This window comes from Methylovorus glucosotrophus, assembly GCF_009858335.1.
Classification (GTDB): Bacteria; Pseudomonadota; Gammaproteobacteria; order Burkholderiales; family Methylophilaceae; genus Methylovorus; species Methylovorus glucosotrophus.
The window spans coordinates 986632-1005214 of sequence record NZ_VMSE01000001.1; the positions used below are offsets into that span (position 1 = coordinate 986632).

At 57.8% G+C, this 18583-nt stretch carries 16 protein-coding genes; 13 read left to right on the top strand and 3 right to left on the bottom strand.

Going from position 1 to position 18583, the window contains the following annotated elements:
• Positions 1-24 precede the first annotated feature (24 nt).
• The 12 genes from FNL37_RS04635 to FNL37_RS04690 all read left to right on the top strand — a co-directional run bounded on the left by FNL37_RS04635 (position 25) and on the right by FNL37_RS04690 (position 12612).
• Positions 25-1341 (top strand): M16 family metallopeptidase, encoded by a 1317-nt coding sequence (locus FNL37_RS04635; protein WP_015830526.1) that lies wholly within the window; start codon positions 25-27, stop codon positions 1339-1341.
• Positions 1331-1924 (top strand): 16S rRNA (guanine(966)-N(2))-methyltransferase RsmD, encoded by a 594-nt coding sequence (rsmD, locus tag FNL37_RS04640; RefSeq protein ID WP_211371941.1) that lies wholly within the window; start codon positions 1331-1333, stop codon positions 1922-1924. Before FNL37_RS04635 ends, rsmD begins: the two co-directional genes overlap by 11 nt.
• Positions 1911-2426 (top strand): pantetheine-phosphate adenylyltransferase, encoded by a 516-nt coding sequence (gene coaD, locus FNL37_RS04645; RefSeq protein WP_159355298.1) that lies wholly within the window; start codon positions 1911-1913, stop codon positions 2424-2426. The genes rsmD and coaD overlap by 14 nt, the downstream gene beginning before the upstream one ends.
• Before the next feature lie 9 nt (positions 2427-2435).
• Entirely contained in the window at positions 2436-2687 is a 252-nt protein-coding gene (locus tag FNL37_RS04650; RefSeq protein WP_015830523.1) for a YfhL family 4Fe-4S dicluster ferredoxin, read from the top strand.
• Between the two features lie 122 nt (positions 2688-2809).
• Positions 2810-4579: a methyl-accepting chemotaxis protein gene (locus FNL37_RS04655; RefSeq protein ID WP_159355299.1), complete on the top strand. Its 1770-nt coding sequence runs from the start codon at positions 2810-2812 to the stop codon at positions 4577-4579.
• A gap of 81 nt (positions 4580-4660) precedes the next feature.
• A complete protein-coding gene (gloA, locus tag FNL37_RS04660; RefSeq protein ID WP_159355300.1) occupies positions 4661-5050 on the top strand; it encodes a lactoylglutathione lyase in 390 nt (129 codons plus the stop codon).
• 207 nt (positions 5051-5257) lie between these two features.
• The gene (locus FNL37_RS04665; RefSeq protein WP_159355301.1) at positions 5258-6253 is read left to right on the top strand and encodes an alpha/beta hydrolase; all 996 of its coding nucleotides are present in this window, start codon (positions 5258-5260) and stop codon (positions 6251-6253) included.
• Positions 6254-6617: 364 nt separating this feature from the next.
• Entirely contained in the window at positions 6618-8309 is a 1692-nt protein-coding gene (gene leuA, locus FNL37_RS04670; protein WP_425325802.1) for a 2-isopropylmalate synthase, read from the top strand.
• A 226-nt stretch (positions 8310-8535) separates the two neighbouring features.
• Complete coding sequence (locus FNL37_RS04675; RefSeq protein WP_170291268.1) at positions 8536-9501, top strand: mitochondrial fission ELM1 family protein; 966 nt, start codon at positions 8536-8538, stop codon at positions 9499-9501.
• A 10-nt stretch (positions 9502-9511) separates the two neighbouring features.
• Positions 9512-10648, top strand: a complete 1137-nt coding sequence (locus FNL37_RS04680) for a glycosyltransferase family 4 protein (protein ID WP_159355303.1) — start codon at positions 9512-9514, stop codon at positions 10646-10648.
• Positions 10645-11658, top strand: coding sequence for a glycosyltransferase (locus tag FNL37_RS04685; RefSeq protein WP_159355304.1), 1014 nt, complete (start codon positions 10645-10647; stop codon positions 11656-11658). Before FNL37_RS04680 ends, FNL37_RS04685 begins: the two co-directional genes overlap by 4 nt.
• Positions 11659-11697: 39 nt before the next feature.
• Positions 11698-12612: a glycosyltransferase family 9 protein gene (locus FNL37_RS04690; protein WP_159355305.1), complete on the top strand. Its 915-nt coding sequence runs from the start codon at positions 11698-11700 to the stop codon at positions 12610-12612.
• Between the two features lie 33 nt (positions 12613-12645).
• On the opposite strand, the gene FNL37_RS04695 is transcribed toward FNL37_RS04690, so the two are convergent.
• On the bottom strand, positions 12646-13914 hold the full coding sequence (locus tag FNL37_RS04695; RefSeq protein WP_159355306.1) for an O-antigen ligase family protein: 1269 nt from the start codon (positions 13912-13914) through the stop codon (positions 12646-12648).
• A 137-nt stretch (positions 13915-14051) separates the two neighbouring features.
• Between FNL37_RS04695 and FNL37_RS04700 the strand changes: the two genes are divergently transcribed.
• A complete protein-coding gene (locus tag FNL37_RS04700) occupies positions 14052-15074 on the top strand; it encodes a glycosyltransferase family 9 protein (RefSeq protein WP_244948203.1) in 1023 nt (340 codons plus the stop codon).
• Between the two features lie 130 nt (positions 15075-15204).
• Here FNL37_RS04700 and dnaJ read toward each other — a convergent pair whose 3' ends face one another.
• Both dnaJ and dnaK read right to left on the bottom strand, forming a co-directional pair.
• Positions 15205-16326, bottom strand: a complete 1122-nt coding sequence (gene dnaJ / locus FNL37_RS04705; RefSeq protein WP_013442696.1) for a molecular chaperone DnaJ — start codon at positions 16324-16326, stop codon at positions 15205-15207.
• Positions 16327-16464: 138 nt separating this feature from the next.
• Complete coding sequence (gene dnaK / locus FNL37_RS04710) at positions 16465-18390, bottom strand: molecular chaperone DnaK (protein WP_159355308.1); 1926 nt, start codon at positions 18388-18390, stop codon at positions 16465-16467.
• Positions 18391-18583: the final 193 nt, after the last annotated feature.

The following is an 18583-nucleotide window of genomic DNA, read 5'->3' on the forward strand; positions in this document are numbered from 1 at the left end:
CTTACGGAATTCAAAGGTAACCCCATGTTGATCAAAAAACTTTACGCAAAATGCCTGACAGGCATGGCCGCCGTGCTGTTGAGCGTATCTGCCCAGGCGGCGGTGAATATCCAGCAATGGAAAACCGCCAATGGCGCCGATGTTTACTTTGTTGAAAATCACGATTTGCCCATCATTGATCTCAGCGTCAATTTTGCAGCGGGCAGCGCACGCGATGTGGCCGATAAATCCGGCCTGGCAGGCATGACGCGCTATCTGATGACCCTGGGCGCGGCCGGGATGAGCGATGAGGAAATCTCGCGCAAGATGGCCGATGTCGGGGCCATCATGGGTGGCGAGCTGGATGCAGACCGTGCCGCCTTCAAGCTGCGCACCCTGAGTCAGGCCCGCGAGCGCGAGCAGGCGCTGGATATTTTCGCCAAGGTGCTGCAACAGCCTGATTTCCCACAGGCGACGCTGGAGCGCGAGAAAGCCCGCGCCATTGCCGGTCTGCAGGAAGCTGCGACCCAGCCTGAAAGCATCGCCAGCAAGGCCTTCATGAAAGCCTTGTACGGCAAGCACCCTTATGCGCTGGATGACGGAGGCGAGCCGGAAACCATTGCCGCACTGAAGCGGGATGATCTGCAGGCGTTTTACCAGCAGCACTACGGCGCTAAAGGCGCGGTGATTGCCATGATAGGCGACATGACGCGCGAAGAAGCGAACCAGATTGCCGAGCGCCTGACAGCAAAACTGCCTGCCGTGGAGGCGCAACCGGCTTTGCCAGCAGTGACTTTCCCTGAGCGTGCCGTGGATGAGCGCATCCAGCATCCGGCGACCCAGTCTCATATTCTGCTGGGTTACCCTGGCGTCAAGCGCGGCGATGCGGATTACTTTCCCCTCTATGTCGGCAATTACATTCTCGGTGGCGGTGGCTTTGTTTCACGCCTGACTGAAGAGGTGCGCGAGAAGCGCGGGCTGGTCTACAGCGTGTATAGCTACTTCATGCCCATGGCCGAGCTGGGGCCATTCCAGATCGGTTTGCAAACCAAGCGCGAGCAATCTGCGGAAGCGATGAAAGTGGTGGAGCAGACCCTGGAAAAATTCATGCAGGGCGGCGTGACCGAAGCCGAGCTGGTGGCGGCCAAGCAGAATATCACCGGTGGTTTTCCGCTACGCCTAGACAGCAACAGCAAGATTCTGGATTACCTGGCAGTGATCGGCTTCTACAAGCTGCCACTGACCTATCTGGAAGATTTCAACAAAAATATCAATAGCGTGACCACGGCCCAGATCAAGGATGCATTCAGTCGCCGTATTGATACCCACAAACTGGTCACGGTGGTGGTCGGTGGCAACTAAGGCTGTCAGCAAGACGGGTGGAGTCAACAAAGTACGCATAGGCGGCGGCACCTGGCGCAGCCGCCTGTTGAGTTTCCCCGATGGTCCCGGTTTGCGCCCGACGCCGGATCGCGTGCGGCAGACTCTGTTCAACTGGCTGGGGCAGGATCTGCATGGCATGCGTTGTCTGGACCTGTTTTCCGGCACCGGTGCGCTGGGCTTTGAGGCGTTGTCGCGTGGCGCTCGTGAAGTGGTGATGGTGGAGAAATCCCTGCCCGCATTCCGCGCGCTGCAGGCCAGCAAAACCCTGCTAAGCGCCGATGGCGCCAGCCTGCTCAATGCCGATGCCGCGCAGTTGTTGAGTGCGCCATCCGCCAAACTGGAGGCTGGCAGTTTTGATGTGATTTTTCTGGATCCGCCCTACAACCAGGGCTGGCTGGACAAGCTGTTGCCAGCGGTGGCCGCTTTGCTGGCACCCGATGGCCGGGTGTATGTCGAAGCCGAGTACGTGCTGGCAGACAGCGCGCCGTGGCAGGTGCTGAAAAGCGGCAAAGCGGGCAATGTTTGCTATCACCTGTTAAAATTGGCGGATGCAAACGAATGAATCTTCTGGCGGCCTGACCGTCGTCTACCCTGGTACGTTTGATCCCATCACCCGCGGTCATGAGGATATCGTGCGCCGCGCGGCGGGCCTGTTTGACCGGGTGATTGTGGCCGTGGCGCAAAGTCCGGGCAAGTCACCTTTCTTCGGGCTGGACGAGCGCGTCTCCATGGCCTCTGAGGTCTTGCAGGATTGCTCCAACGTCCACGTGATGGGCTTTTCGGGCTTGCTGATGGAGTTCGTGCAGGCGCAGGGTGCCCGTGTGGTGATACGCGGCTTGCGCGCGGTGTCTGACTTTGAGTATGAGTTCCAGCTGGCGGGCATGAATCGCAATATGTTTCCCCAAGTGGAAACGCTCTTCCTGACGCCGGCCGAGCAATACATGTTCATCTCTGCCAGTCTGGTGCGGGAGATCGCCCGGCTTAATGGCGATGTCAGCAATTTTGTCTCCCCGCTGGTGCAGGCGCATATCCAGCGCAAACTGGACCACGCGGCGGGTCGATAGGGTTTTTTCATGGCATTAATGATTACCGATGAATGCATCAATTGCGATGTGTGCGAACCGGCTTGCCCCAATGGGGCCATTTCCCAGGGCGCTGAAATCTACGTCATCAATCCTGCCCTTTGCACCGAGTGTGTGGGGCATTTCGATAAACCGCAGTGCCAGGATGTCTGCCCGGTCAGCTGTATTCCCCTGGATCCCGATGTCGTGGAAAACCGCGATCAGCTCTATCAGAAATACCTGAAACTGGTCGGCAAAGCCTGAGTTCCTCCGTTTATCCAGGCGGGAATTTTTCATGTAAGTAAACATTGTTAATCTTCAGGCATAATTTTTGCCTGCATACAGCCATATCGTCCATTGCACGGACTTCATTGCCTAGGATTAACATGACGCCGGTTTCCTCTTCGCTTACCTCTTATGAGGCGCCTGATCGCAGCGCATCTGCTGCGCCAGCGACGTCTGCCATGTCGACACGCCCGCCAGATGCCAATATCAGCATTGCCGGCCTGGGAGCGCGGCTCTCGCATCTGATGCGCCAATTGCTCAATACCGAAAGCACCCAGTCGGCGCGTTTTGTCGAAGTGGAGAACCGTGTTGGTGCAATGACCATGGAAGTGGAGGCGGTCACCGAGCGTATGCAAACCAGCATGCACGAAGCCGAACAGCTGCGCGAGCAATCCCAGCAGGATTTCTCGCAAGCCAGCAGTGAGTTGTCGCAAGGCTTGTGGCAACTGGAGCAAAGCTTGTCAGAAAAACTGACCAAGGTGAATGAGGTGGTGCGGGGCCTGGAGCGCGTGGGCCGCGAACTGGAGCTGATTGCCGTCAATGCCGCCATACAGGCCGCGCACGCCGGTGAGGCGGGGCGCAGTTTCAGCGTGGTGGCGGATCATGTGCGCCAGCTGGCGCGGCATACCGTCCAGAATGCGAATGAAGTCTCGCAGATGCTGGATTTCAAGGATTTTCAGCAGCAGCTGATCGGCTTCGGGCATTCCAGCCGCGAAAATGTCGACCAGGTGGACAAGCAGACGGTGGCGGCGTTTTCCAAGGTGCAGCAGGCGTTTGGCGAGATACGTACTTCCATGCAGACACTGGTGGAGCATGGCAAGGTGATCGAGACCATGCACCATCTGGATCGCGGCAGTTACCAGGGGCAGCGCGTCAAAGTGGCCTGGGCCAAGGAGCTGGCTGAAGATTTGCAGAAAAGTGCTGGCGTCACCGAGCTGCAACTGCCCCTGCATTTGGCGCGTGTACTGCGCAAGGATGGCGGCTACAAACCACAGGCTTATGATCGCCTGAACGATATTTTGCAGCGCGGGGTTTTGCGCGTGGCGATTGAGCCTTCATTCAAGGGCTTGTCGTTCCGGCTGCGCCCCGGTGAAGCATTGCGCGGACTGGATGTGGAATATGCTACGGCCTTTGCGCGTTACCTCGGCGTGCAGATCGAGTTTATCGAGCATCCCTGGGATCAATGCGTGGATTTGCTGCACATCGGCCGCAGTCGCGGCGAACCGGAGGCGGATCTGGTGTGGAGTGCCTTGCCGCCCAGTGCCAGCTATTACAAGGTCGCTTATTCCGATGCCTATACCTATTTGCATTACATGCTGGCGCGGCGGGCAGGGGATGAGCGCATCAGCGGCCTGGGCAGTCTGCAGGGCAAGGTGCTGGGCTGCATCAACGACCCTGGCGCCTTTGCCACGCTGGAGGCGGCAGGTCTGCGCTGGAGCAAGCACAAGCGCGAGGAGCGCGGCACCATACGGCTGGCCAACCTGATTGCCTACACCGATCAGTCCATCATTCACGATGCGCTTGCCGATGGCAAGATCGACGCCTTTGCCGTAGACCAGCCCATCTTTGCCTGGGCCTGCAATGGCAAGGACAGTCCCTGGCATGGCCGCATTGAGTTGCTCAATGGCAATATCGCGCCCAGCCCCTGGTATTACACGGTGGCTGTCGCCGATGATCCGGCCAGCTATACCTTGCTGCAGCATGTGAATGCCTTCATCCGTGACTTCAGCCGCACGCGAGAGCGCGAGACGCTGGAGCTGCGCTGGCAGTTCTATCCCGTACATGGCACGGCAGGCTATCAGGGGGAAGCCGGAAGTTTGCGCGGTGAGCCCGAGCTTTATCGTGACTGGCTTCAGCAGCAGCCCGCATAGGCCTATAAGTCTGCAAAGGCCTATAGCGAAGGCCTATAATAGGGCAGTTAATTCAACAATAAACTGCCATGAGGAGAGACCATGCGACTGTTACACACCATGCTGCGCGTCGGCAATCTTGATAAATCCATTGCGTTTTACACCCAGGTGCTGGGCATGCAGGTGTTGCGCAAACACGAATACCCGGACGGCAAATTCACCCTGGCGTTTGTCGGTTACGGCAACGAACAGGACAACACTGTGCTGGAACTGACCTATAACTGGGGCACCGAAAGTTACGACAAGGGCAATGCCTATGGCCATATCGCCATCGAGGTGGACGATGCCTACAAAGCCTGTGAAGCCGTGAAGCAGGCAGGCGGCAAGGTTGTTCGTGAGGCTGGTCCCATGATGCACGGCACCACGGTCATTGCCTTTATTGAAGACCCCGATGGTTACAAGGTCGAGTTCATCCAGAAAGGCACTTTTTAATACGCCTTGATGGCGGATCGTCCGCCATACTGAAAAAAGGCTGGCCCGGCATGTGGCCAGCCTTTTCATTGCATTTACCACCCAAACGGCAAGATGCGCCTACAAGCAAATCAGCCAGTGCCGGGCATCGCCTCGCCTTCGATGCCTCCACAATATCCCGATGCACCGCTACAAAAGCGGTTTTTCACCCTGTGATGGAGAGATATTGTGAACATACTTGATCCGTTGATTAAACCCTTTACACAAGACCCATACCGCGGAATGGACCCTGAAACGCGTGCTTTTCTGCAAACATTGGCCGAGGCGGACAGCACCCCCATGGAGAAGCTGAGCCCAGCCGAAGCACGGCAGGTGCTGGAACAGGCGCAACAGGAAACCGTGGTCGACCTCAGCGGCATTGACACGCGGCAACTGACGATCGATTGCGAAGGCCACGTCATCGAGCTTGATATCGTACGCCCCGCGGCCTCCGGCACGGCGCCTTTGCCGGTGGTGATGTTCTTTCACGGTGGAGGCTGGGTGCTGGGCGATTTCCCTACGCATAAACGCCTGGTACGTGACATTGCCGTGCTGTCAGGCTGTGCGGTGGTGTTCGTCAATTACACACGGTCGCCCGAGGCGGAGTATCCGACAGCGGTGATTCAGGCCTATCTCGCCACCAAATGGATAGCTGAAAATGGATACGAGGTAGGGCTGGATGGTCAGCGACTCGCCGTGGCGGGCAATAGCGCCGGCGGCAATATGGCCACCGCAGTTTGCCTGATGGCCAAAGACCGTTTCGGTCCGACCATCCGTCATCAAACCTTGTTCTGGCCGGTGACCGATACCAATTTCGATACCGGCTCATACGACGATTTTGAAGATGGCTATTTCCTCACGCGCAACATGATGAAGTGGTTCTGGGACAATTACACGACCAATGATGAGTCGCGCGCCGAGGTCTATGCGTCGCCTTTGAAGGCCGATCCCGAGCAGTTGCAGGGCTTGCCGCCTGCCTTGATCCAGACCGCGGAATGCGATGTGCTGCGCGATGAAGGCGAAGCCTATGCTCGTCTGCTGAATGAGGCGGGCGTCAAGGTGACTGCCACTCGTTACATTGGCACCATCCATGATTTTGGCTTGCTCAATGCACTCGCATTGACACCGCCTGCCCGGGCTGCCCTCAATCAGGCAGCACAGGAAATCCGCAAGCATCTGGCCTGATAGCGTTTTTTGCTGTTTGACGCATGGCGGCAGATTGATTAAGATGCTGCCATGCGTCAATTTTTGAACATCTCCGCACTCTCCCTGCAGCTGGCCGACCTCCTCGGCCTGCGACTGCTGCGCGTCGCGCGCATCTAAATTCTCCCCCTATTGTTGGCTTTACCCGCTGCCCGTCTCGTGTGAGACCGGGGCTGATCCATCGCTATTTCAGAAAGAGCGACCCCCATGTTGAATATTGTGTTTTTGCTTTGCGAACGACTAATGACCGGTTGTCAGGCCATGTGCCGGTGGCTGCCTGACAACCTGTGTGCCACAGACTACGTCTTTGTCTAGTAACGAATTATCAAGAACAGGAATGACCATGATGTTGAAGCAACCAAATAAGAAATACCGACCATTTACGCCGGTGGCACTGGCTGACCGGCAATGGCCAGGCAAGACCATTACCCATCCTCCCATCTGGATGAGTACCGACCTGCGCGATGGCAACCAGGCCTTGTTTGAGCCCATGAACGCCGAGCGCAAGATGCGCATGTTCAAGATGCTGGTACAGATCGGCTTCAAGGAGATTGAAGTCGCCTTTCCCTCGGCCTCGCAAACCGATTTTGACTTCGTGCGCAGGCTGATCGAAGAAAAGCATATTCCGGACGATGTCACCATTGAAGTATTGACGCAGGCGCGCGAAGACCTGATTCGCCGCACTTTCGAGGCCTTGCGTGGCGCGCGGCGTGCCATTGTGCATGTCTACAACGCCACCGCCCCCGAGTTTCGCCGCATCGTGTTCCGCATGGATAAGCCGCAGGTCAAGCAGCTGGCCGTCGACAGCGCTCGCCTGATTCGCGAATTGGCCGAGCAACAGCCGGAGACGGAATGGGTATTCCAGTACAGCCCGGAAACCTTTACCGCCACCGAGCTCGACTTTGCCAAGGAAGTTTGCGACGCCGTGACGGAAGCCTGGGGCGCCACGCCAGAGCGCAAAGTGATCCTGAATCTGCCCGCCACGGTGGAAGTCGGCACGCCGAATTTCTACGCAGACCAGATTGAGTGGATGCACCGCAACCTCGCCCGCCGCGATAGCGTGATTCTGAGCGTGCACCCGCACAACGACCGTGGCACGGCTGTGGCCGCTGCCGAGCTTGCCGTGATGGCCGGGGCGGACCGTATCGAAGGCTGTTTGTTTGGTCATGGCGAACGGACGGGCAATGTCGACTTGGTCAGCCTGGCCTTGAATCTCTACACCCAGGGCGTGCATCCCGGGCTCGATTTCTCCAATATCAATGCCATTGCGCGCACGGTGGAAGATTGCACCCAGCTGCCAGTGCATCCGCGTCATCCCTATGCCGGTGACCTGGTGTTTACCGCCTTTTCCGGCTCGCATCAGGATGCGATCAAGAAAGGCTTTGCCGCGCAACAGCCGGATACCTTGTGGGAAGTACCATATCTGCCGATAGACCCGCATGATGTCGGCCGCACTTATGATTCCATCATTCGCGTCAACAGCCAGTCCGGCAAGGGCGGCATTGCCTACCTGCTTGAGAGCGGTTACGGCTTGTCCATGCCACGCCGCATGCAGGTTGAATTCAGCGCCGCCGTACAGAAGCTGACCGATGCCACCGGGCAGGAAGTGTCAGCCGAAGGGATCTGGCAGCTTTTTGAAGCCGAGTACCTGTTTGCCAGGGAGCCCTTGCATTATGTCGGTCACGAATTGACCGAGCATGCTGGCCGGCAACATATCAAGCTCACCATGCGCCTGCATGGCGAAACCGTGGTGCGTGAAGGCGAGGGCAATGGGCCGATAGATGCACTGGTGCATGCCTTGGGTTACCCGGTGAATATTCTGGATTACGAAGAGCGTGCCATGACCGGTGGCGCCGATGCCCAGGCCGTGGCATTTGCTGAACTCGGCATGACCGGCATCGCAGGCAGCGTCTATGGCGCAGGCCTGCACCAGAATCTCGTCACCTCATCCATCCTCGCCGTGGTCAGCGGTATCAATCGCTTGTACGGCAAGCTGGATGCGCAGGGGCGCCAGCAGTTGCTGGACAACGTTCAGTAGAAATAGCGCTGATGCCTTGAGCTAACAGAATCCCGAATCGTGTACACGGTTCGGGATTTTTTTATGTGCTGTCTTTGTCACTTCCAGCCCGCCATCACGCGGCTGTCATCTTTCTGACGTCAGCCCGCAATAAAGCCTGCCTATAGTGTGCGGCAGTCGTGCGCAGGTCGATGTATATGTCGGCCTTGCTCACATGCTGACCATGCATATCCAAGGCACCCATGAAATGAGCACCTCCGTTAATCCCATCATCGTCTGGCGTCTGCTGGATGGAAAGCCCGGGCACGAAACCCAGACGCTGGGCTTGGTCAAATCCCTGCAGCGCCATCAGGCCTGCGAGTCGTTTGATATACGGGTGAGCGGGCAAGTGGAGTCGCTGTTCAACGTTGCCAGTGCTACCTGGCCGTTTGCGCGTGGCTTGCCTTTGCCGGATCTGATCATCGGCGCCGGGCATCGCACTCACCTGCCCATGCTGGCCGCACGACGTGCTTATGGCGGCAAGGCCGTGGTGCTGATGCAACCCAGTCTGCCGGTGGCCCTGTTTGACCTGTGCCTGATTCCCCAGCATGACCGTTACCGTGGCGGCGGCAATTACATCGAAACACGCGGCGTACTGAATCCCTTGCATGCCGAAGGCCGGCATGAGGAAAACAAAACCCTGATTATGATAGGCGGGCCCTCGCGCCATTACGGCTGGGATACCGTGAACATGCTGTCCCAGATTCGCCAGTTGCTCGCCCATCGCCCATGGATGCAGTACACCTTGACCACCTCGCGTCGCACGCCGGCGGATTTCATCGTCGGTCTGCATAGCCTGTCAGCCCCCAATCTGCGCGTGGTGCCTTTCAGCCAGACCCAGCCGGGCTGGGTCGCTGAGCAGCTGGCGCAGTCTGCCACCGCCTGGGTCTCGGAAGATTCGGTTTCCATGGTCTACGAAGCTCTGACGGCGCAAGTGGCGGTGGGGCTGCTGAACTTGCCTCTGAAGCAGGAAAACCGGGTATCGCGCGGCGTGGAGCACTTGCTGCAGCAAGGCATGATCGTACGCTTTGATAGCGATGCCCACTATCAGCAGCGCCTGCACCCGGTCGCCGGTTTTACCGAAGCCGACCGCTGCGCCAACTGGATACTGCGTCGCTGGTTGCAGCCAGTGCCAGCCTCCGTGCCACAGGTGGCGACAGCAACCATCGCCTGAGCTGTTTCGCATGACCCATAAAAGACTCACCGTGCTGCAAGTGCTGCCTGCGCTGGAATCAGGTGGCGTGGAGCGCGGCACCCTGGAGCTGGGGCATTACCTGGTGCAGCAGGGCCACCGTTCGCTGGTGATGTCCGCCGGCGGCCGTCTGGTTGAGCAGCTGGAACAGCAGGGCAGCGAACATTTTCAATGGCCGGTCGGCCACAAATCTTTTTTAAGCCTGCGCCTGGTGCGGCCATTGCGGCATTTTCTGCGCGAGCATGCCGTGGATATTCTGCATGTGCGTTCGCGCTTTCCTGCCTGGATCTGCTATCTGGCATGGAAGGGCATGGACCCTGCCAAACGCCCGCGCCTGGTGACCACAGTGCATGGCACCTATTCGGTGTCTGCCTATAGTGCGGTCATGACCAAGGGCGAGCGCGTGATCGTCATTTCCAACATGATCCGCGATTATGTCTTGCAGCATTACCCGGTGGATGCGGGCCGATTGCGCCTGAATTACCGCGGCGTGGACCCTGACGTGCATCGCCATGGCTATCAACCCAGGGCCGATTGGCTGGAGGCGTGGTACCGCGATTATCCTGAAACCCAGGGACGCCAGTTGCTGACCTTGCCTGCGCGACTCACCCGCTGGAAAGGGCAGCAGGATTTCATCACCTTGCTGGCGCAGCTCCGGCAGCAAGGTGCCAATGTGCACGGTCTGGTGGTGGGCGATGTGCAGGCGGGCAAGACAGCGTATCTGGAGGACCTGAAGCTGCAGTCCCAGGGACTGGATGTCGCAGACCGCATCACCTTTACCGGCCATCGGCAGGATATCCGCGACATCATGGCGATGTCGCATATTGTGTTTTCCCTCTCTCGGCAGCCGGAAGCGTTTGGCCGGGTGACCATGGAAGCGCTCAGCATTGGGGTGCCGGTGATTGCCTATGCGCATGGCGGCGTGGCCGAGCAGCTGGCCGAGCTGCTGCCACAGGGCGCGATAGCTGTGGGCGATCTGGAGGCGGCGCTGAAACTCAGTCTGGCATGGCTGCAACAGCCACCGCAGGTGCCGGAAAACCGGGTGTTCCGCTTGCAGACCATGCTGGAAAACACCTTGGCTATCTATCACGAACTCACCAGCTTGCCACAGCAGGTAGCGCCCGCATGAATATCTGCATGGTCATGGCAAGCCGTGGCAATGGCGGGCTGGAAAAGCATGTGCGTGAACTCGCCAGCGAGCTGGTGCGGCAGGGGCATGACATCACCATTGCCGCACCCGCCGCCTTTCTGGCAAGTTTGCCTGCCAATATCGGACGGATGCCGATACCCGCGCATCTGGGCCGCTATCACCCATGGTTGCTGTTAAAGCTCCTGCTGGCCTTGCGTCGCGGCGGCTTTGATCTGGTGCATGCCCAGGCCAGCAAAGCCGCCTCTCTGGTTAATCAGTTGCGGCCATGGTTAGCCTTGCCCGTGCTCGCCACCCTGCACAATATCAAGCGCGATGTGCGTCTCTATGCCCGATTCGATCATGTCATCGCGGTCAGCCGGCAATTAGCCGCGTCGCTGCCGCCGGAGAAAACCTCCGTGGTGTATAACGGCATCGTTGCGCCTGAAGCTGCAGCGCTGGATATCAGGCAACACTTTGCATTGCCGGCAGATTACCCCGTGCTGGTTGCAGTGGGTCGCCTGGTGCACGCCAAGGGCTTTGATCTTTTGCTGGAGGCGGTGGACGGCTTGCCACTGGCGGTGCTGATTGTGGGTGACGGGCCGGAGCATGCACGACTGACAAAGCGCGCGCAGAGCTTGAACACCATTACACGATGCGTTTTGACCGGACACCGGGACGATGCGTCCAGCCTGATGCGATCAGCCGACGCCGTGCTGATCAGCTCACGGCGGGAGGGCTTTTCCTATGTCTGCAATGAGGCCTTGTTGATGGGCACATGCGTCTTAGCCACGGATGTGCCTGTTGCCAACGAAGTGCTTGCCCCTGACTTTATTGTCCCCACGGGAGATGTTGCCAGCTTGCGCTCGCGCCTTTGCCACTGGCTGGGCAGGCGCACAGAATGGGCGGCCTTGCAGCAACCTGCCCGAGAGTTTGCCGCCCGGCAATTGACATTGCCCGTCATGGCGGCCAATACATTGGCGGTCTACCGCCGCCTCGTCCACTATGCATAAGCTTGCCTGGCGACTCCATCACAGCATGGCGGGGGTGGCATGACCAGACCCATCCGATCCGGGCGCATACTGATTATCAAGCATGGCGCATTCGGCGATCTCATGCAGGCCGAAGGTGTATTGCACGATATCCGCCAGCATTTTCCGCATGCGCATCTGGCCCTGCTTACCACGCCCGGTTTTGTCGGGCTGATGCAGCGCTGCCCGCATATTGATGAAGTGCTGGTGGATACCCGGGCACCGCTATGGCATCTGCCGCGGCAATGGGACTTGTATCGGCGTTTGCGCGCGGTGCGGTGGGATACCGTGATTGATCTGCAAAATTCCACGCGCACCTCTGTTTATCGTCGGAGTATGTTGCGTCATGCCCATTGGATAGGGCGTTTGCGCGGCCCGGCACCGGTGACGGGTTTGCGCGGCCAGCAGTATCTGCTGCAGGAAGCGGGGATTGATGCCAGCCATGCCATGCAGCCGAATTTGAGCTGGATGGCAGCCAATGTGGAGAGCTTGCTCACACAGCTTGGCATTACCCGGCCTTATGTCGCGCTTCTTCCCGGCTCTTCGGCACGGCATCCGGAAAAGCGCTGGCCGCATTATGCCGAGCTGGCGGCCGCGCTGCAGCGTGAAGGCCATGCCTGCGTCAGCATATTGGGTCCGGATGAAAAAGACCTGGCGGCGGGCTTTGCCTGCAGCGTATTGCAGGGTCTGGACTGGTTCACCCTGGCTGGCGTGCTGCAGCAGGCCGCCGTTGTGGTGGGGAATGATAGCGGGCCCAGCCATGTGGCATCTTGCCTGGGGCGGCCCGGACTGGCTTTGTTTGGCGCCTCCACTTCACCTTTGCGCTCCGAGCTTGCACGTGGGCGCTTTGAAACCCTGCAGGTGGATGCCCTGGAAAGTTTGCCTGTCAGCCAGGTCATGGACAAGCTGCGCCCCAAGTTGCCCGTGCTGGCTTGAGTGCGATACCGCCGTGTGTCGGCTTAACTGAGATCAGCAGCGCGTATTCCGCATGGCCAACACCCAGCCCACGCCCAGCCAGGCCAGGGCGGCTACCCAGTTGTTCAGCAGGCTGATGCCGCCGATCAAAGGCCAGAAGCAGACGCTGAGTACAGAAAAAGACAGGGCGGCCAGCAACCAGTGCTTGTGACGCATGAGCGGAGCAAGCGCTGCCCAGTAGATGGCGCCCAGCATGCATGCGAAGAGCAATACCCCGGTAACACCCGTTTCGGCAGCCAGTTGTAGATAGAGGTTGTGTGCGTGGGTGCAGGTCATGCCCAGCGTTGCCAGCAGCCCCATCTGTTCGCACACCTGCCGATAGGCATGAAAACCATGGCCGAACAGAGGCGCCTCTTGCCAGGCAGCATACGCGGCACGGAACACTTTGCCATAGTCAGAATCGGCAAAATGCCCCAGCTTTTCAAAGATACTGAAAACGCTTCTTTCCGCATTGGCTGGGGCCAGCAGCATGACCAGCCCCAGCAATAGCACAAAGCCGATAAGCGCCAGCCATAGCCGAGAATGATGGCTGCGCGGCTCGGCACTGCCTGAGCGCTTGTTCAGCCATAGGCCGCACAGTGTGACCATGCTGGCTGCAATGAACAGCATGAAGGCCATGCGCTCGCCGGTAATGAACATGAAGAGCATCCCGATCGCCAGCATGAGCATGATGAATGCCTGCCGCCGCGAGGCGGGCACGGCGGGGAGCAACAGCAAGGGCGCAAACATGGCAATAAACCATACCCGCAACAGCGTAATGCCAGGAATCGGGCTGTTATAAGGCCCCGTCAGCCTGTTCTCCGTGAACATGGGGCGGCCAAATACATCATGCCCCAGCAGGTATTGCATCGCGCTATCAACAACAATCAGCGTGCAAGCGGCCAGTAACACCCATAGAAAATTGCGCTGACGGGTGTGATCTGCCAATAGCCAATAGCCGAGCGCGGCGGCAAACAGCGGCCAGCGCAGAAAAGTCAGCCCATACAGCATACTGGCTTGCGGGGCTATGCTGAGAGGCGCATTGATCAGCAGCACATAGCCTGCAAACACCAGCGCCAGCCTGAACCAGGGCTGGCTCGCCCATTGCCAGTCCTGCAGTCGATAGGCGCGGTATAAAAACAGCAGGCATACCATCACCACGCTGATATCTGCCAGTGTGCGCGAGCTGAGCAATAGCACAGGCAGCAGCCACGGCAATATGCGCTCTGCCCATGTCAGGACATTGACTGGAGCGGGGGTAAGCAGAGTGGGGGATATGGACATCGCAAAGCTAGCCTATGGAGTGAGAGTTAATGACAAGGGGAATCGCCCGTAGGCGCATTCGGCAAGGCGAGTATAGGCCGCTTAAATGTCATCAAAATTAAACATCACTGACACAGACTGAAATGATGCTGTTATTCATGAAAAATACGCTGATCCTTCATCCGATTCGCCACATGAAATCCCTGTTTCGCCACTGGCGGCCTCGCTTTTGGACTCAAGCGCCGGGAGAGCATCTCGCTGACCAGTTCACGGTACAGCGGATTCTGCTGGTGAGTCTTTCCAACATTGGCGATGCGGTGTTGACCACGCCGTGCTTGCAGGCCCTGCATCATGAGTATCCGGAATCAGTTATCGATATTGTCAGCGACCCACGGTCGCAGGTGATTTTCAGTGCTTGCCCCTATCTGGGTCGCTTGTTTGTGCTGGATAAAAAGGCAGGCTGGCGTGGTCGCCTGGCGTTGATGCTGTTGCTGCGCGGCCAGCGTTATGATCTGGCGATAGACTTGCGATCGGACTGGATGCTTTATTTCATTCGAGCGCGCCGCAAGTTGGGCAAGCTTTCCAGTCGGGCAGGGCGTGATCTGCATAGTGCCGAGAAGCATGCGGCGGCGTTGAATCCGCTCGGCATCCAGGTGACGCCGGAAACCCGGATATGGATCAGTCCGCGGGATCGCCGCTTTGCTGAAGGGATGCTGGCTGGCTGGACAGAACGGCGAATTCTTGCCTTGGGCCTGGGGGCGAATTTCGAGGGCAAGATATGGCCAGTCGCACATTTCATTGCCTTGGTGAATATGCTGGCAGATAGTTTTGATGGCGTGCTGCTACTGGGCAATCAACAGGATGCAAGCCGTGCCGAGGCGTTTTCTGAGGGATCCCGCTTGCCGGTGATTCATGCCTGCGGCCTATGCAATCTGCTTGAAACCGCCGCTTTGCTGGAGCATGCCGGATTGTTTGTAGGGAATGACTCCGGGTTGGGACATATGGCGAGCGCCATGGGCACGCCGACCATGACCCTGTTCGGGCCTAGCTTGCCTGCGCGATATCGTCCCTGGGGGCCATCCGCCGGCTGGCTGCAGAGTCAGGATGGCACCATGCAATCGCTAACGCCAGCCGAGGTGGCGGCTTATATCCGGCAGAAGTGGGCATGGGTGCGACCATGATTGCGGCCATCAGCTGATGGGCCAGGCCCGGCTCAGGCCAGGGCAAATACGTTTATCAGGCATAAAAAAACCGGAAACTACACTTGCAGTTTCCGGTTTTGGGTATTACCAGGCGCTATTGCTGAAAGCGTTACTGAAAGAAATCCTTGACCTTGTCCATCCAGCCCTTGGCGCGTGGGCTGTGCTTGTCCGAGTCTTGCAGGTTGATCTCTTCCATCTCGCGCAGCAGTTCCTTCTGTCGTTCGGTCAGCTTGATCGGCGTCTCGACCACCACATGGCACATCAGATCACCTGGATCATTGCTGCGCAGCGGCTTGATGCCCTTGCCGCGCAGGCGGAAGGTGGCGCCGGTTTGTGTTTCGGGTGGAATCTTCATCTTGGCATGCCCATCCAGCGTGGGGATCTCGATTTCCCCACCGAGCGCTGCCGTGGTGAAGCTGATCGGCATTTCGCAATGCAGATTGCCGCCATCGCGCTGGAAAATATCGTGTTGCTTCAAATGCACCACGACATACAGATCACCAGGCGGGCCGCCATTGACGCCGGCTTCGCCTTCGCCTGACAGGCGGATGCGATCGCCTTCATCCACCCCGGCCGGAATCTTGACCGACAGGGTCTTGTGTTTCTTGACGCGGCCAGCACCGTGACAGCTCGGGCATGGCTCTTTCACCATCTTGCCGCTGCCATGGCACTTGGGGCAGGTCTGCTGTACCGAGAAAAAGCCTTGCTGCATGCGCACCTGGCCATGACCGCCGCAGGTGGTACATGTTACGGGCTGGGTGCCAGGACGGGCGCCGGAACCATGGCAGGTTTCGCATTCGGACATGACCGGAATGCGGATCTTGGTTTCGGTACCGCGCGCAGCGTCTTCCAGCGAAATTTCCATGTTGTAGCGCAGGTCAGCCCCGCGATACACGTTGGAGCGGCGATTGCCGCCGCCACCGCCGAAGATGTCGCCGAAGATGTCACCAAATGCATCGGCAAAGTTGCCAAAGCCCTGACCACCGGGGCCCGGACCTGCGCTGGGATCGACACCGGCATGGCCGTACTGGTCGTAAGCCGCACGCTTCTGCTCGTCGGACAGTACTTCATAAGCCTCTTTGGCTTCCTTGAAGCTTTCTTCCGCCTTGGGATTATCCGGGTTGCGATCCGGGTGGTATTTCATCGCCAGCTTGCGATAGGACTTTTTGATTTCCTCATCGCTGGCGTCGCGATTGACACCCAGAACTTCGTAGTAATCTTTTTTTGCCATATCAATTCAATCGTCTGATTATCAATACTGCGTCGGAAGGACGCCGTAGACCAGCATGCTGAAGGGAAGCCCTTGCTGGGAGCTGATGTTTGATCAAATCCCGGTTTGGACTTCCCCTCTGGCAAAGGTACTTAACTATTACTTCTTGTCGTCTTTCACTTCTTCAAACTCGGCATCCACCACATCGGCATCTACCGTTTTTTCGCCTTGTGGCTGCGCTTCTTCGGCGCCACCGGCCTGGCCTTGCTGCTCAGCGTAGACTTTCTCGCCCAGCTTTTGCGAGACTTCCATCAGGGCGTTGGTCTTGGCTTCGATGGTTTCCTTGTCGTCGCCCTTGATCGCATCTTCTACATCCTTGATCGCGGCTTCGATTTTTTCCTTCTCGCCAGCATCCAGCTTGTCGCCATGTTCGGTCAGCGACTTCTTCACGCTGTGCACCATGCCGTCGGCACTGTTACGGGCATCGACCAGTTCACGCAGCTTGCGGTCTTCATCGGCATAGGCAGCCGCATCTTCTTCCATGCGCTTGATCTCCTCTTCGGACAAACCGGAGTTTGCCTTGATGGTGATCTTGTTTTCCTTGCCGGTGGCCTTGTCTTTGGCAGACACGTGCAGAATACCGTTGGCGTCGATATCAAAGGTCACTTCAATCTGTGGCATGCCACGAGGTGCAGGTGGAATGTCGGACAGGTTGAACTGGCCCAGGCTCTTGTTGCCGGCGGCCATTTCGCGCTCGCCCTGCAACACCTGAATGGTCACGGCGTTCTGGTTGTCTTCAGCGGTGGAGAACACTTGCGAAGCCTTGGTCGGGATCGTGGTGTTCTTCTTGATCAGCTTGGTCATCACGCCGCCCAGGGTTTCAATACCCAGTGACAATGGCGTTACGTCCAGCAGCAGCACGTCTTTCACGTCGCCTTGCAGCACGCCACCCTGAATCGCAGCACCCACGGCTACGGCTTCGTCCGGGTTCACGTCCTTGCGTGGCTCCTTGCCGAAGAATTCCTTTACCTTTTCCTGTACTTTGGGCATACGGGTCTGACCACCGACCAGGATCACGTCCTGGATGTCGGACAGCTTGACGCCAGCATCCTTCAGCGCGACTTCGCAAGGCTTGATCGAGCGTTCGATCAGGTCTTCCACCAGGCTTTCAAACTTGGTGCGGGTGATCTTCACCACCAAGTGCTTGGGACCAGTGGCATCTGCCGTGATGTAAGGCAGGTTAACTTCGGTCTGCTGTGCGGAAGACAGCTCGATCTTGGCTTTTTCTGCGGCTTCTTTCAGACGTTGCTTGGCCAGCAGGTCATTACGCAGATCCAGGCCGTTTTCCTTCTTGAATTCATCAGCCAGGAAGTCGATCAGGCGATTGTCAAAGTCTTCGCCACCGAGGAAGGTGTCACCGTTGGTGGACAGCACTTCAAACTGGTGTTCGCCATCGATTTCGGCAATTTCAATGATGGAGATATCGAAGGTACCGCCACCCAGGTCATATACGGCGATCTTGCGATCACCTTCCTGCTTGTCCAGACCAAAGGCCAGCGCAGCAGCGGTTGGCTCGTTGATGATGCGCTTGACTTCCAGACCGGCAATACGGCCTGCATCCTTGGTTGCCTGACGCTGGCTGTCGTTAAAGTAAGCCGGAACGGTAATCACGGCTTCGGTCACTTCTTCGCCCAGGTAGTCCTCGGCGGTCTTCTTCATCTTGCGCAGCACTTCAGCGGAAATTTGTGGAGGGGCCATTTTCTGACCGCGCACTTCCACCCATGCATCGCCGTTGTCTGCCTTGGTGATGGTGTAAGGCATCAGGCCGATGTCTTTCTGGACTTCTTTTTCTTCAAAACGACGGCCGATCAGACGCTTTACCGCATACAGAGTGTTCTTGGGGTTGGTCACGGCCTGACGTTTGGCAGGGGCGCCAGCCAGAATTTCGCCATCGTCCTGATAGGCGACGATGGAAGGAGTGGTACGGGTACCTTCTGCATTTTCAATCACACGTGGCTTGCCACCTTCCATCACTGCAACGCAGGAGTTGGTGGTGCCCAAGTCAATACCAATAATTTTAGCCATAGATGTTTTCCTTTTTTAATCCTTGAGTAACCGCTGCTGGCAGTGCTGGCAATACGCGAGGTGTCGGTATTGTCCTGATGTCTGCTACTGCGGTAATGCCTGTTTCATAAGTAAGGGTATTTATCGGGAATTCAAGATTTCCCATGGAGATTTTTGCGATTTATGCGCAAATTCTCCGTTTTTAGCGCTGTTT